Consider the following 15,528-nt stretch of genomic DNA (forward strand, 5'->3'; position numbering starts at 1 on the left):
GAAACGGGCCTGTGCAAATTGCGTAAAATTTTACGATTCGCCGGCTAGGAGGGCTCCGTCGCCGCGAAATGGAACCAATTGCAGGGAGAAGTTGCGGGAGGGCTGATTCTACCGCTTATGGCTAACAGCCCGTTATTTCACGGGTTCTGTTAGTTGGGTCACAGATTCTGCCCCGTATTTGTCGCAGGATGCTGCGGGGTACTACGAACAAAAGATGACACAAGTATCCGTCGTTCGATAGGGGCGACTGATTACTTTGGATGACTGGGAATGCGTGAAAATAAGCCGAAAACCGACCTCGGAATATTTGAAGAATTACTTCGGCTTCTCTGTGAAGGCGCCGCTATTGGGGACTCCTCCAGCCAAGTGATGGGAATCACACAAGCAATAGATGGTTTCGCTAAGGACTTGGTAATGCTATTCAAGCTTAGGCGGTCGTTACTTACTTAGATTTTAACTCTTTTTTGCGGTGCCCCCCGGTTGAATTACGCTGGCAAATTTGACGCCACGATTCCCCTTGATGGCGAGGGTTCCCGCTCGGCCGCGGACGTTCATATCGATTCCTTTACGGCCAAGACTTTTATCGCCAAGCCTTTTGTCGCGAAGGCGCACGGTCACGTGCCCGACGGCACGTTCGTTGTTCCCGATGCTAACCTGATCTTCAATGGCGAGTTCAAGCGCGCAGGTCTCGACCTCGTGCTGTCCCACGAGGGGCATGAGTTCGTCATTCACGATTATTTCAAGGGCGACAAGCGCGCAGCGATCGCCTCGCCCGATGGCGCCCATCTCACCGGCGACGTCGTCAACGCGCTCACGGGCCATGTGCAGGTTGCGCAGGCCGCGCCCGGCATCGCCGCCGCGCAGGTCATCGGCCACGTCACAAAACTCTCCGGCAGCGCGACCGCGGTTCGCAACGGCGTCTCGGTCACGCTGAACAACGGCGATAACGTCGAGAAGGGCGATGTGGTCTCGACCGGCGCGGATTCGACGCTCGGCATCACCTTCATCGACGGCACCGTGTTCGGCCTGTCCTCCAATGCGCGGATGGTGCTGAACGAGATGGTCTACGACCCCAACGGGTCGAGCAATTCCTCGCTGCTGAGCCTGGTTGCGGGCACCATCACCTTCGTCGCGGGCGAGACCGCCAAGCACGGCGACATGAAGATCGACACGCCGGTCGCCACCATGGGCATCCGCGGCACGGCGGTGCTGACCCAGATCAACTTCGTCGTTCCCGCCGGCGGCGGCGATCCGCAGCCGCAGGCGAGCTTCCAGGTGCTGGTCGAGCCGAACGGCACGACCGGCTCCTACATCCTGTTCGACAAGGTCACGCTGCTGCCGATCGCGACGGTCAACCAGGCCGGCCAGATGATCCAGATCAGCGGCGGCAACGTCTCGATCACCAACGGGCTGCTGTCGCCGGACGTCCAGAGGCTGATCACAGACGTGTTCACGCTGAAGTTCACCGACAACAACACCAACACCAAGCTGACCACGAACTTCACCGACACGATCACGCAGACCAGCGACGGCCTGGTCATCAAGACGCCGGCCGGCTACATCGCGACCGCGCTCTTCACCAACCTCGGTCAGCAGGGACCGCAGGGGCCCAGCGATCACACGACGCCTTTCAACCGTTACCCCGGCAAGCCTCTGTCTCAGAGCCTCGATCTCAACGGCAATGTGAAGACGGCGTTTGTGCTGACCGAGCGCGCGGACACGACCGGCGACACCACGCATTCCGACACGATCTCCGGCCGCATCACCTTCATCGACCAGAACCTGGGCGACAGGCCCACGGTGAGCGTGAACCTCGCCGACGCGCCGAACTACGTCTACAAGAGCGCCGGCCAGGACGTCACCGGCTCGCTCACCGCGCTCCAGAAGCAGGACATCGCGGCGACGCAGATCCAGATCAACGTCGTCGCCGACGGCGGCAACAACAACAACGGCTCGGCGGTCTGGACCTACACGATCCCCGACCACGTCTTCGACTTCCTCGCGGCCGGCGAAACGTTGACGCTGACCTACATGGTCCGCGTCGACAACAATTTCTCGGTCAGCCCCGAGACCGCCTTCATCCCCATCACGATCACGATCACCGGCACCAACGACAAGCCGGTGATCACCACCAGCGTTCCGGTCATCATCTTTGAAGGCGGCACCAGCGTGCCGGGTGGCCCGCTCACCAGCGATGTGCCGACGACGGGCACGCTGAACTTCGGCGACGTCGATCTCACCGACAAGCATACGGTGTCGGTGGCGCTGACCAGCGCGACCCTGCCTGATGGCACCGTTCCGCCGGGCCCGCTCGCGGCGTTCCAGAGCGCGATGTCGGTCGCGATCGCGGCGGGCGCCGACAGCACCGGAGACGGCACCGGCACCATCAACTGGTCGCTGGCCGATCTGCCGGTCTATCTCGCCGACTTCATCCCGAAAGGTGAGGTCCTGACGCTGGTCTACACCGTGACGCTGACGGATTCGCAAGGCGCGACCTCGAAGCAGACCATCACCGTCACGATCACCGGCACCGATGCGCCCGCGGTGGTGTGGATCGCGACCGACAAGGCCGGCGCTCCCTCCGGCGGCTTCTGGAAGGACGCGGCGAACTGGGCAACCGGCACGGTCCCGACCATCAATGACGATGTCATCGTCATCACCGATCAGCTGCACGGCCTGACGCCGTCCTATCCGGTGACGATCGACACTGCGGCCTACGCCAAGTCGCTGACGATGAACGATTTCGGTGGCCCGCCGCCGAAAGTGATCGTCCAGAGCTCGCTGACGATATCAGGCGCGCTCAACATGGGTGCCGATTCGATCCTCACGACCGCCGCGACCGGAACGATGTCGGTCGGCGGCAAGGCCGAGATTCTGGGCACGAGCGTGCTCACCAATGCCGGCTATCTGACGCTCGCGGGCGGCGGCGATTTCGCCAGCGGCACCAAGATCACCAATTCCGGCACGATCGAGCTGTCCGGCGGCACGCTGAAGACGCTCGCCACGATCCACAACGCCAGCGGCTTGCTGAGGGCCGATGCCGGCTCGACGCTGATCGTCGACACCGCGACGGTCGATGGCGGCACCGTCAGCATTTTGGGCACGCTGGAGCTCGACGGCACCAGCCTGATCGAGAACGGCACGCTGAACAATTCCGGCACAGTCAACGTCAAGGGCACGGTCGAGTTCGCCCACGAGACCGTGTCCAACACCGCGACCGGTGTGATCGAGGTGCTGGCCAACGGCTGGCTGACGATCCATCAGGGCTCCAGCGTTACCAATGCCGGCCAGATCACGGTCGACGCCAGCGGCAAGCTGATCGTCAGCAATGCGACCATCGGAGGAGCTGGTGCGGTGATCGACACCGGTGGCGGTGATGACGAGGGAGGCCCCGTCCTCAACGCCGGCATTCGCGGCGCCGGCACGATTACCAACAACGGTGAGATTGATCTGACCGGCGATGCCGTCCTGAGCGGCGGCATTCTGAAAAACAATACCGTCTTCAAGGTGAGCGGTGCGCGCAATGCGCTCAGCGATGAGACCGTCACCAATGCCGGCATCATCGAAGTGCTCGCCAACGGCGCGCTCGCGATCGAGCAGGGCTCGACCGTCGACAATTCGAGCGGCGACGTCATCGTCGACGGCAGTGCCGCACTGACGCTGGACTATGCCACGATCAGCGGCGGCGCCATCAGGGGCGCCGGCACGATCGACGTCACCGGCGCCAGCAAGATCGACAACGCCGCCACGCTCAGCGTCAGCGCGGTGACGGTCGAGAGCGGCGCCACGCTGACGCTGGACGACGCGACCGTTTCGGGCACCGCGATCGTCAATCACGGCACCGTCAATGTCGATGCGAGCAAGAATCTGACGTTGAACGGTGCGAGCCTGGCCGGCGGCACGCTCACCATCGCCGGCACGCTGGAATCGACCGGCGCGAGCGCGATCGACAACGCCGACGTCGGCAATACCGGCACGATCTCGGTCACCAGCGGCACGCTGACGATCGATCCCGGCATCCTTCACGGCATCACCAATCACGGTCTAATCGAGGCAGTGACCGGCGGCACGCTGAAGCTGACGACCGTCACCGTCGCCAACACCGGCGGCACGATCTCGGTCGACGGGACCTCGAAGCTCTATCTGTCCGACGTCTCGATCAACGGCGGCAGCCTCGGCAATGCCGGCAATCTCTACAGCGTCTCCGGCCTCAACACGATCACGGGTGGCGTCACCAACACCGGCACCATCGAAGTCCAGAGCGGCACGCTCAACCTGTCCGGCGGCATCACCGGTGTCGGCGCGCTGATCATCGACAATAACACGACGCTGGAGCTCGGTGGTGCGGATGCGCAGACCGTCAGCTTCGCCGGCGGCACCAATACGCTCAAGCTCGACAAGACGAGCCATGCCTTTACCGGCACTATCGCCGGTCAGGCGACGACCGGCGGTACTTTCACGGTCACCGGCGATGCCGGCATCAATTCGGGCAAGGGCGACGCGCTCGACTTCACCGCTTCGGGCGGGACGATCGGCAGTCGCGGCAACATCGTCCTGGCCCCGAGCGGTACGCTGACCGGTGCGACCAACGGCATTGTCGTCACTCAGAACGGCATCGGCGACATCTCGCTGACGACATCGGGCGACATCACCGGCCAGACCGGCAACGGCATCGTGCTGCACGACGGTGCGAACGGTGCAGGCGATATCACGGCGACCATCGGCGGCGGCGTTTCCGGTGCGGTCGGCCTCGACATCGTCTCCCATGGCAACGGCGCAGTCACCGTCACCAACAACGGGCACATCTCCGGCACGACCTCGTTCGGCATCAATGTCGACCAGGACGATGCGGGCGCGGTCGGCTCGACGCACATCACCAATACCGGCTCCGTGGTCGGCGCCGATGGTTTTGCTGCGATCTCCATCCAGGAGAACGGCACCGGCGCTGCATTTATCACCAACTCCGGCACCATCGGGCCAGCCGATGCCGGCAGCGTGACCTCATCGACCTATGCGATCGTCGAGACTGGCGGCGAGATCACGATCAACAACGCCGGCCACATCAACGGCAACATCTCGGTCGCCACCGCCACGTTCAATAACGAGACGGGCGGTACCTGGACGGTCGCCGGCAGCGGCGTGTTCGGCGATGCGTCCTCGATCGTCAACCACGGCGACATCGATCTGCACGGGGCCTCCATTTCCGGGGCCGATCTGACCATCGAAAATTATGGCGACATCGACAGCTGGGGCACTGCGTCGATCACGGGCGACATCACCAACACCGGCACCGGCTCGATCGAGGTTCACACCGGGACGCTGACGCTGTTTGGCTCGCTGTCGGGCTCGGCCACGGGCGCGGTCGTCGTCGATGCCGGCGCGACGCTCGAGGTCAAGGGTGCGGTATCGCAAACGATCACGCTTGCCGGTGACGGCGCCGAGCTGGAGATCGATACGAAGGATTTCGGCGGCTCGATCGCGGAGCTGTCCGCGAACGACAAGATCGACCTGACGATGATCAAGTGGGGGCCTGGCACCAGCGCGGTTTATGTCCCGGATGCCGACCACCCCGCGAACGGCGGCGTGCTGACGGTCACCGGCGACGATGGCAAGAGCATCAGCCTCACCCTGATCGGAGACTATCGCGACGCGCACTTCGCGGGCAGCGATGAGGGTGGCCACACGCTGATCACGATCCATGCGGACGACGATGCGCCGACATTCACCACCACGGATGTGGCGCAGCTGACCGCAAGCTTCTCCGAGCAGCCCGATACCACCGGTTCGTCCTCGACGATCGACCCGTCGCCGGCCGCAACCGGCTCGATCGACTTCAAGGACATCGACCTGACCGACCGTCCGACGGTGACGAAGGTCGACCAGGACGTGACCTGGCTCGACGGCGCCACCGACCTCACCGCGTCGCTCACGCCCGACGAGACCGCCGCGTTGAAGAACGCGCTGACGTATCAGCTGACCGGCAAGAACAACGGTACCGTCACCTGGCACTATTCGATCGCCGACAACGCGCTCGATTTCCTCGGCCAGGACCAGACGGCGAAGGTCGTGTCCACCATCACGCTCGATGATGGCCGGGGCGAGACCACCACGACCGACGTCACCATCACGATCACCGGCAAGAACGACGCGCCGACGCTCGACAGCGCGACGCTGGCCGCCGTCGCCGGCAACGACAGCGATCCGGCTGGCAGCAAGATCCGCGATCTCTTCACGAACAAGTTCCATGACGCCGACACTGGCGCGACCTTCAAGGCCATCGCGGTGACGTCGGACGCCGCGACCGTTGACCAGGGCGTCTGGCAGTACAAGGTTGGCGGCTGCTGGGTCGATGTCGACTCGGTCGGTGATGCGAATGCGCTCGTGCTGAGCTCCGCTACGCTGATCCGGTTTGTGCCTGCAGACGGATTCAGCGGCGAGCCTGGCGCGCTGGGCGTCCACGCTCTCGACGACACCTATACAGGCGCCATCACCACCGCTGGCTCGACGGCGACGATCGATCTCACGGCGACGGGCACCGGCGGCACCGCGTCGATCTCGCACGACATCACCACCATCGGCACGAGCGTGACGCCTGCCATCGGTCCAGTCATCAATACCGAGAGCTTCCACGTCGAGCACATCCGCGAGAACAGCAACGATATCATCACCGATCTGGTGGTCACCGATACCGATTCTGGCGCGGCGACGGACATTTTCACCGTCACGGTGTCGACCTCGCATCCGGATACCAGCAGCGTCAGTGCATATCCGACGACGGGCTCGCTCGAGCAGATCAACACCGGCCTCGCAGAAGGTGCCGGCATCACCTACGACCCGACAGGCGCCAGCACCGAGCAGTATCCGCAGCCGCCCGCGACGGACAAGATCAAGGTGACCGTTGCCGACTCGACCGGTCATTCCGACACCGTGAACTTCATCTTCGTCGAGGGCGCCAGCAGCCAGGGCATCCGCCTGGAGGGCACCGACGGCAAGGACGTGATCTTCGCCACCGAGTCGAGCGACACGCTTATCGGCGGCGGCGCCAAGGACCAGTTCGTGTTCGCGCCGACGTCGTCGCAGTCCGCGGTCCAGCACAGCGTCGACGATTTCGAGGTCGGCCTCGACAAGATCGACCTGCGGCAGTTCGGCAGCATCAGCTCGCTGCACGACGTCAATATCGCTCCGCAATCGGGCGACGCCCTGATCACGCTGGACAACCACGAGACGATCCTGCTGAAGAACGTGATCGCGGCAAATCTGAAGGCCAGCGATTTCATCTTCCACATCACCTGATCGCCGCCCGGGCCTCCTGGCGGCCGGCTCGCAGCTTGACCGCGGCAAAAAATCCTTAATCCTCGACCGCCGGGGAATAGCCAATCGCTCGCGGACGCTCCATGATCGGTGCGCCGGGCGCGATACAGGTCAGGAAGTCCGACTGAAATGAAGCGTCTCAAGATCCTGCGGCGGTGGTTTGCGCGGAAGCTCGGCTTCGCGCGGCTGATGTGCCTTGCGCTGCTGGTCGTCTTTGCCGGCGCTCGTGTCTGGGATCCGCCGCCGATCCAGGAATTGCGGCTGCGCACCTTCGACATGTTCCAGCTGATCGATCCCCGCCACAAGGCGGCGCGGCCGGTCACCATCGTCGACATCGACGACAAGAGCCTCGCCAAGCTCGGCCAGTGGCCATGGCCGCGCACGCGGATCGCGGACCTGATCCAGAACCTCACCGGTAACGGCGCGGTGACGATCGGCTTCGACATGGTGTTCTCCGAAGCCGACCGGCTCAACCCGGATCTGGTCGCGAGCCAGATGCGCGATCTCGACGACGCCACCCGCGCCAGGCTGCGCGAGCTCCCGACCAACGACCAGATCCTCGCCGACGCGATCAAGCGCTCGCACGTGGTGCTGGGCGAAACCGGGCAGCCGGCGATCTCGTCCGAGATCGACAAGTCGTTGCCCTTCACCGGCGTCGCGACGGTCGGCGAAGCGGATGCCGAACGTTTCCTGTTCGAATTCCCCGGCCTGTTGCGTAACGTGTCCGTCATCGAGAAGGTCGCGGCCGGCCGCGGCCTGTTCTCGATCAAGACCGAGCGCGACGGCCTGATCCGCCGCGTGCCGTTGATCATGCGCGCCCAGGGCAACATCATGCCCTCGCTCAGCCTCGAGATTTTACGCGTCGTCACGGGAACGCCGACGCTGCTGGTCCGGACCGACAAGACCGGCATCAGGGCCGTGCGCCTCAAGGGCGTGGAGATTCCGACCGACAAGAACGGCCAGCTCTGGGTGCACTACGCCCGCCAGGATCCCTCGATCTACATCTCGGCGGCCGACGTGCTCGACAACACCGCGCCGCCGAACAAGATCGCCGGCAAGCTGGTGCTGGTCGGCACCTCGGCGGTCGGGCTGAACGACATCAAGACCACGCCGGTGTCATCGACCATGCCGGGTGTCGAGATCCATGCCCAGGTGCTGGAGAGCGTGCTCAGCGGCGCGGTGATCTCGCAGCCGAACTATGCGCTCGGCGTCGAGCTGATCGCCGCGCTCGTGATCGGCCTGCTCGTCATCATCTTCACGCCCAATCTCGGCCCTGTCCGTCTGGGGCTCGCGGGCGCGATGTTCGCCGCCATCCTGGTCGGCGTGTCCTGGTTCTTCTACGCGCAGTACCGCTACCTCATCGACTTCACCTATCCGCTGCTCTCGACCACCGCGATCTATCTGACACTGATCTTCGCGAGCTTCGTGCGCGAGCAGCGTCAGCGCGTGCAGATCCGCGGCATGTTCGCGCAATACATGTCGCCCGTCCTGGTCGAGCAGCTCGCGCAGTCGCCCGAAAAGCTGGTGCTCGGCGGCGAGGAGCGCGAGATGACGATCATGTTTTCCGATGTGCGCGGCTTCACCACGATCTCGGAGAGCTACAAGCAGGATCCGCAAGGCCTGATCGCGCTGATGAACCGCTTCCTGACGCCGTTGACAGACGTCATCATCGATCAGAAGGGCTACATCGACAAGTACATGGGCGACGCCATCATGGCGTTCTGGAACGCGCCGCTCGACGATGCCGAGCACGAGGTCAACGCCTGCGAGGCCGCGATCCAGATGCTGGAGCAGATCGACGCGGTCAACAAGGAGCGCGAGCAGGAGGCCGCCGACGGCGGTCACGTCTACATCCCGCTCAATGTCGGCATCGGCCTCAACACCGGCATCGGCGTCGTCGGCAACATGGGCTCCGACCTAAAGAAGAACTATTCGGTGCTCGGCGACAGCGTGAACCTCGCCTCGCGCCTGGAAGGCCAGTCGAAGGAATACGGCTTTCCCATCATCGTCGGCTCCAGGACCGCGCTCGCCGCCAAGGACAAGTTCGCGATCCTCGAGCTCGACTTCATCATGGTCAAGGGCAAGACCGAGCCCGAGGTGATCTACGCCATCGCCGGCCGCGAGGACGTGATGCATTCGGGCGCTTTCCAGCGCCTGCGCAACGTCACCATCGAGATGCTCGGCTGCTACCGCGGCCGCGACTGGCAGGGCGCGCTGGAAGCGATCGAGCGCGGCCGCCGCAGCGAGGATGCCGACACGCTGGAAAAGCTGTTCAAGCTGTACGAGGCGCGAATCAAGGAATTCCAGATCAATCCGCCGGCGGAAGGATGGAACGGCGCGTATGCGCTGCTGACGAAGTAGCGGTGTGAGTGCGTGGCCATCGCTGGTGCTGCACTGAAAGTGTCGTCCCCGCGTACGCGGGGACCCATACCCCCAGGGAGATGTTATCGCGCGAGCCGGTAACTCCGAGTCTTCGCCAAACCACTCCCTGCGGTTATGGGTCCCGGGCTCGCGACTACGTCGCGCCCCGGGACGACAGCGGTGTTTGGCGCGGTAGCGTCCGTCTGCTCTTCGCCACCAACATCAACTCCCGTAGGGTGGGCAAAGGCGCGCTAGCGCCGTGCCCACCATCTTACTCCGCGTATAGAGGTGGTGGGCACGCTTACGCTTTGCCCACCCTACGACACCGGCGTTTGCCGCCTTCACTCCGTCCCGATCGTCGTCAGATCCTGGAACCAGTGCTGCGCCTGCACGAACTGCTTGATCTTCGGCGACAGCGCGTGCGGGTTGGTGTCGTGGACGACCCAGACCAGCACGGCATCGTCGACGATCAGCGCGTGGGCCTGCGCGATCAGATCGTCCTGCTTGGCGGTGTCGAACGTCTGCTTGGCCTCGCTGATCAGCGCGTCAACCTTCGGGTTCTTGTAGCCGCCCCAGTTCACGCCGACCGGCGCGATCTGGTCGGAGGCGAAGAAGCGGACGATGGCGTAGAGCGGGTCCGAGGTGACATAGGCGATGTTGTTGGCGGTGATGCCGGCGTTCATCTCGTCGGCCGCGCCCTTGCGCCAATGCGTATATAATGTCTCGAGCTCGACCACCTTGAAGTCGATGTCGATGCCGATTTCCTTGAAGCTTTGCTGCAGGAATTCGTTCATCGGCAGGGACAGCATCTGGCCGGTGCCGCCCTGGGCGATGATGAAGGTGGCCTTCAGCGGCTTCGCCTTGGAGTAGCCGGCCTCTTCGACCAGCTTCTTGGCCGCGGCCAGATCATATTTCAGCTCGAAGGTCGGTTTGCCGAACCACGGGCTCGACGGGTCGACCTGGCCCTTGGCGGGTTTTGCAAGCCCGTTCATCAGACCAACGACTTCGTCACGGTTGATCGCGAGATTCAGCGCCTTGCGCAGGCGGATGTCGGTCCAGGGCGAGCCCGGCAGCACGCTGAGGTGATAGTTCCAGACGTGCGGCGTGACGTTGTCGACGATCTTCATGCCGGCGGCTTTCAGCTGCGGTACGGCGTCCGGCGCCGGCGTCTCGATCAGGTCGACTTGGCCTGCGAGCAGCGCATTGGTGCGCGTCAGCGCTTCCGGCATCGGCACCAGCACGATCTTGTCGGCCTTTGGAATGCGCTTCTTGTTCCAGTAGTCCGGATTCTTCGTGAGCTCGGCAAGCTCGCGCGGCACCAGCTTGGTCAATTTGAACGGACCGGTGCCGGAAGGCTGGCTCGCGAACTTGTCCCAATCCTTGCCGAGCTTCTCGTACTGCGCCGGGCTCGAGACCAGGAACCACAGCATCTGATAGGGGAAGAAGGAATCGACCGTCTTGGTCGTGATCTCCACCGTGAAATCGTCGATCTTGGCGTAGCTCGCGACCGAAGGCAGGCGGGTCTTCACCTGCGCGCTCTGCCGCTTGTCGAATTGCGGCGCCTTGTCGTTGAGCACCTTGTCCAGATTCCAGATCACCGCGTCGGCGTTGAACTCGCTGCCGTCGTGAAACTTCACGCCCTTGCGCAAAGCAAACCGCCATTTGGTCTTGTCGGCATCATCCACCTTCCATTCGGTGGCGAGCCCGGGCACCAGCTTGCCGGGGCGGTCGGCGACGTCCATCTCCCAGGCGACCAGCGGATCGTAGATGGTGTACGCCGTGAACTGATAGGCGCCGGCGCCGCGATCGGGCTGGCCCGTCGTCAGCGGGATGTCCGCCATCGAGATGCCGTAGCGCACCACCGTTTCGGCGCGTGCCGTGATCGCGGATAACGCCAGCGCAAGCACGGCGAGACAGGTCGATAGTCGGATACGCATGGCCCAAGGCTCCCAGGAGATTTCAGAGCCAAACTTGCAATCTTGATGCCAGAATAGGCAGGACGGTGGCTTTGCCGACACGTGATCACACAGACTTGTCGTCGCAGGGGCAATTTGCAGAAAAAGTTTCCCCATTGGCATAGCCATTGCATACGTTTGCATCAAAATTAGTCATTGAAAGCCGGAAGAGGACTGAGACGATGCTTATGAAGACAACCACCCGCGCGGCGCTGATTGCTGCGCTGGCTCTGACGACTGCGGCCGCGTGGCCGAGCGTGGCAAGCGCCGAAACCGTGCTGCGCATCGGCATGACCGCTGCCGATATTCCGCGCACATTGGGCCAGCCCGATCAGGGTTTTGAAGGCAACCGCTTCACCGGCCTCACCATGTACGACGCGCTCACGGGCTGGGACCTGTCCTCGGCCGACAAGGCGAGCGTGGTAATCCCGGGCCTTGCCACCGAGTGGAAGGTCGACGATGCCGACAAGACCAAGTGGATCTTCAAGCTGCGCCCCGGCGTCACCTTCCATGACGGCTCGCCGTTCAACGCCGATGCCGTGGTGTGGAACGTCGAGAAGGTGCTGAAGCAGGATGCGCCGCAGTTCGACGCCAGCCAGGTCGGCGTGACCGCGTCGCGCATGCCGACGCTGGCCTCCGCGAAGAAGATCGACGACATGACGGTCGAGCTCACCACCAAGGAGCCCGACAGCTTCCTGCCGATCAACCTCACCAACCTGTTCATGGCGAGCCCGGCGAAGTGGCAGCATTTCTACGACAAGGCGGAAGGCGCCGACGCCAAGGCGAAGTCGCAGGCCGCGTGGACCGCGTTCGCCAAGGACGCCGCGGGCACCGGCCCGTGGAAGATGGCGAGCTTCACGCCGCGCGAGCGCCTCGAGCTGGTGAAGAACGCGGCCTATTGGGACAAGGCGCGCGTGCCCAAGGTCGACAAGATGGTGCTCCTGCCGATGCCGGAAGCAAACGCGCGCACCGCGGCGCTGCTCTCGGGGCAGGTCGATTGGGTCGAGGCGCCGGCGCCCGACGCGTTGCCCGAGCTCAAGCAGCGCGGTTTCAAGCTCTACGCCAACGAGCAGCCGCATGTCTGGCCGTGGCAGTTCTCGCGCGTCGAAGGCTCGCCCTGGAATGACATCCGCGTCCGCAAGGCCGCCAACCTCTGCGTCGATCGCGAGGGTCTCAAGGACGGCCTGCTCGCGGGCCTGATGGTGCCGGCGACCGGCACCTTCGAGCCCGGCCATCCCTGGCGCGGCAAGCCGACCTTCGAGATCAAGTACGACAAGGCGGCTGCGCAAAAGTTGATGCAGGAGGCCGGCTTCGGTCCGTCAAAGAAGCTGACGGTGAAGATCCAGACCTCGGCGTCGGGCTCCGGCCAGATGCAGCCGCTGCCGATGAACGAATATCTCCAGCAGGCGCTCGCCGAATGCTATTTCGACGTGAAGCTCGACGTCATCGAGTGGAACACGCTGTTCACCAACTGGCGCCGCGGCGCCAAGGACCCCAGCGCCAACGGCTCGAACGCGACCAACGTCACCTACGCGGCGATGGACCCGTTCTTCGCGCTGGTGCGCTTCCTCCAGTCCGGCATGGCGCCGCCGGTCTCGAACAATTGGGGCTTCATCCACGAGCCCAAGTTCGACGAGCTGGTGAAGAAGGCACGGCAGACGTTTGATCCAGCCGCGCGCGACGCTGCGCTCGCCGAGCTGCACGCGGCCTCCGTCGACGATGCAGCCTTCCTCTACGTCGCCCACGACGTCGGCCCCCGCGCCATCAGCCCGAAGGTGACGGGCGTCGTGCAGCCCAAGAGCTGGTTCATCGACTTCTCGCTGGTGTCGATGCAGTAGTTCGCGCCACACGCTCAGTGCACCCTCTCCCCTTGTGGGAGAGGGCGGCTTCGCGGCAGCGAAGCCGGGTGAGGGGTCTCTCTCCGCGAGCGACCCTCTCTCTCATTCGATAACGCTGTATCTGCGGATAGATACCCCTCATCCGGCGCGCTGATCGCGCGCCACCTTCTCCCACAAGGGGAGAAGGAAGAAAGAAGACCAGTGCTCGCCTATATCGCTCGCCGCATCGTCTATGTCATTCCGATCGTCATCAGCGTGGCGCTGGTGTGCTTTCTGCTCGTGCACATCACGCCGGGCGATCCGCTGGTCGCCGTGCTGCCGGCCGACGCCTCGCAGGAGCTCGCGGCGCAGCTCCGCGCCGCCTATGGTTTCGACCGTCCGCTGCCGGTGCAGTTCGGCCTGTGGCTGCTGCGTGCCCTTCATGGCGATCTCGGCAATTCCATCGCGACGGGGCGTCCCGTGCTCGCCGAGGTCATGCGCGCGGTCAGCAACACCGTCACGCTCGCGATTGCGGCCGCCATCATCGGCTTCACGATGGGCATCCTGCTCGGCCTGATCGCCGGCTATTTCCGCGAGACCTGGATCGACAAGGTCGCGACCTCCTTCGCCATCGCCGGCGTCTCCGTGCCGCATTACTGGCTCGGCATGGTGCTCGTCATCATCTTCTCGGTGCAGCTGAACTGGCTGCCCGCGGTCGGCGCCGGGCCGAACGGCTCCAACTCCTGGGCCTGGGACTGGGCGCATCTGAAATATCTCGTGCTGCCGGCGATCACGACCTCGGTGATTCCGATGGGCATCGTCACCCGCACCGTGCGCGCGCTCACCGGCGACATCCTCAGCCAGGACTTTGTCGAGGCGCTGCGCGCAAAGGGCCTGCACGAAACCGGCGTGTTTCGCCACGTCATCAAGAACGCCGCGCCCACCGCGCTCGCGGTGATGGGGCTTCAGCTCGGCTACATGCTCGGCGGCTCGATCCTGATCGAGACCGTGTTCTCCTGGCCGGGGTCGGGCTTCCTGCTCAATTCGGCGATCTTCCAGCGCGACCTGCCGCTGCTGCAGGGCACGATCCTGATCCTGGCGCTGTTCTTCGTCTTCCTCAATCTGCTGGTCGACATCGCGCAAGCCGCGATCGACCCGCGCATCAAGCGGGGCTAGCCGATGAGCGAGCTTCCGTTGTCAGCGACCGCCGACGCCGCGCTCCAGGCCGCGCCCGCGACCAAGGCGCGCGGCTATTGGGCGACCGTCGGCCGCCGCATCGCCCGCGACAAGGTCAGCATGGCCTGCGCGCTGGTGCTGCTGCTGATTTTCCTCTCCGCGGTGCTCGCGCCGTGGCTCGGACTTGAAGATCCCTACAAGGGTTCGATGATCCGCCGCCTCCGCCACATCGGCACAGCAGGCTACCCGCTCGGCACCGACGAGCTCGGCCGCGACATGCTGGCGCGGCTGATCTATGGCGGCCGGCTGTCACTCGTTATCGGCATCCTGCCCGTGATCCTCGCCTTCTGCATCGGCACGTCGCTCGGCCTCGTCGCTGGCTATGTCGGCGGCAAGCTCAACACCGCGATCATGCGCACGATCGACGTGTTCTACGCCTTTCCCTCCGTGCTGCTCGCCATCGCGATCTCCGGCGCGCTCGGTGCCGGCATCCTCAATTCCATCGTGTCCCTGACCGTTGTGTTCGTGCCGCAGATCACACGTGTTGCCGAAAGCGTGACCACCGGCGTGCGCAACATGGACTTCGTCGAAGCGGCGCGTGCGTCCGGCGCGGGGCCCTTCACCATCATGCGTGTGCACATCCTCGGCAACGTCTTGGGCGCGATCTTCGTCTATGCGACCAGTCTCATTTCGGTCTCGATGATCCTGGCCGCAGGTCTCTCCTTCCTCGGCCTCGGCACAAAACCGCCGGAGCCGGAATGGGGACTGATGCTGAACACGCTCCGCACCGCGATCTACGTCAATCCCTGGGTCGCGGCATTGCCGGGCGCGATGATCTTTGCGGTCTCGATCTGCTTCAACCTGCTCTCGGACGGCCTGCGCAGCGCCATGGACATTAGGAACTAGGC

At 64.1% G+C, this 15,528-nt stretch carries 6 protein-coding genes; 5 read left to right on the forward strand and 1 reads right to left on the reverse strand.

Going from position 1 to position 15,528, the window contains the following annotated elements; translation table 11 throughout:
* The first annotated feature begins 480 nt into the window (after nucleotides 1-480).
* Both AB7Z56_RS04640 and AB7Z56_RS04645 read left to right on the forward strand, forming a co-directional pair.
* Nucleotides 481-7,293, forward strand: coding sequence for a VCBS domain-containing protein (locus AB7Z56_RS04640; RefSeq protein WP_063980815.1), 6,813 nt, complete (start codon nucleotides 481-483; stop codon nucleotides 7,291-7,293).
* A 147-nt stretch (nucleotides 7,294-7,440) separates the two neighbouring features.
* Nucleotides 7,441-9,672, forward strand: coding sequence for a CHASE2 domain-containing protein (locus AB7Z56_RS04645; RefSeq protein WP_063980816.1), 2,232 nt, complete (start codon nucleotides 7,441-7,443; stop codon nucleotides 9,670-9,672).
* Nucleotides 9,673-10,013: 341 nt separating this feature from the next.
* Here the strand turns inward: AB7Z56_RS04645 and AB7Z56_RS04650 are convergent, their stop codons facing one another.
* On the reverse strand, nucleotides 10,014-11,609 hold the full coding sequence (locus AB7Z56_RS04650) for an ABC transporter substrate-binding protein (protein WP_063980817.1): 1,596 nt from the start codon (nucleotides 11,607-11,609) through the stop codon (nucleotides 10,014-10,016).
* A 200-nt stretch (nucleotides 11,610-11,809) separates the two neighbouring features.
* On the opposite strand from AB7Z56_RS04650, the gene AB7Z56_RS04655 reads away from it, so the two are divergent.
* The 3 genes from AB7Z56_RS04655 (at nucleotide 11,810) to AB7Z56_RS04665 (ending at nucleotide 15,526) form a co-directional block, all read left to right on the forward strand.
* Nucleotides 11,810-13,465, forward strand: a complete 1,656-nt coding sequence (locus tag AB7Z56_RS04655; protein ID WP_063980818.1) for an ABC transporter substrate-binding protein — start codon at nucleotides 11,810-11,812, stop codon at nucleotides 13,463-13,465.
* Between the two features lie 201 nt (nucleotides 13,466-13,666).
* Nucleotides 13,667-14,620: an ABC transporter permease gene (locus tag AB7Z56_RS04660; RefSeq protein WP_014498430.1), complete on the forward strand. Its 954-nt coding sequence runs from the start codon at nucleotides 13,667-13,669 to the stop codon at nucleotides 14,618-14,620.
* A gap of 3 nt (nucleotides 14,621-14,623) precedes the next feature.
* Nucleotides 14,624-15,526: an ABC transporter permease gene (locus AB7Z56_RS04665; RefSeq protein WP_014498429.1), complete on the forward strand. Its 903-nt coding sequence runs from the start codon at nucleotides 14,624-14,626 to the stop codon at nucleotides 15,524-15,526.
* Nucleotides 15,527-15,528: the final 2 nt, after the last annotated feature.

The organism is Bradyrhizobium sp. 482_C4_N1_8, from assembly GCF_052075965.1.
GTDB classification, from domain to species: Bacteria; Pseudomonadota; Alphaproteobacteria; order Rhizobiales; family Xanthobacteraceae; genus Bradyrhizobium; species Bradyrhizobium barranii.

Coding starts and splice junctions, on each gene's coding strand:
- AB7Z56_RS04665 (WP_014498429.1), top strand. CDS start 14,624: ATGAGCGAGCTTCCGTTGTCAGCGACCGCCGACGCCGCGCTCCAGGCC.
- AB7Z56_RS04655 (WP_063980818.1), top strand. CDS start 11,810: ATGCTTATGAAGACAACCACCCGCGCGGCGCTGATTGCTGCGCTGGCT.
- AB7Z56_RS04650 (WP_063980817.1), bottom strand. CDS start 11,609: ATGCGTATCCGACTATCGACCTGTCTCGCCGTGCTTGCGCTGGCGTTA.
- AB7Z56_RS04645 (WP_063980816.1), top strand. CDS start 7,441: ATGAAGCGTCTCAAGATCCTGCGGCGGTGGTTTGCGCGGAAGCTCGGC.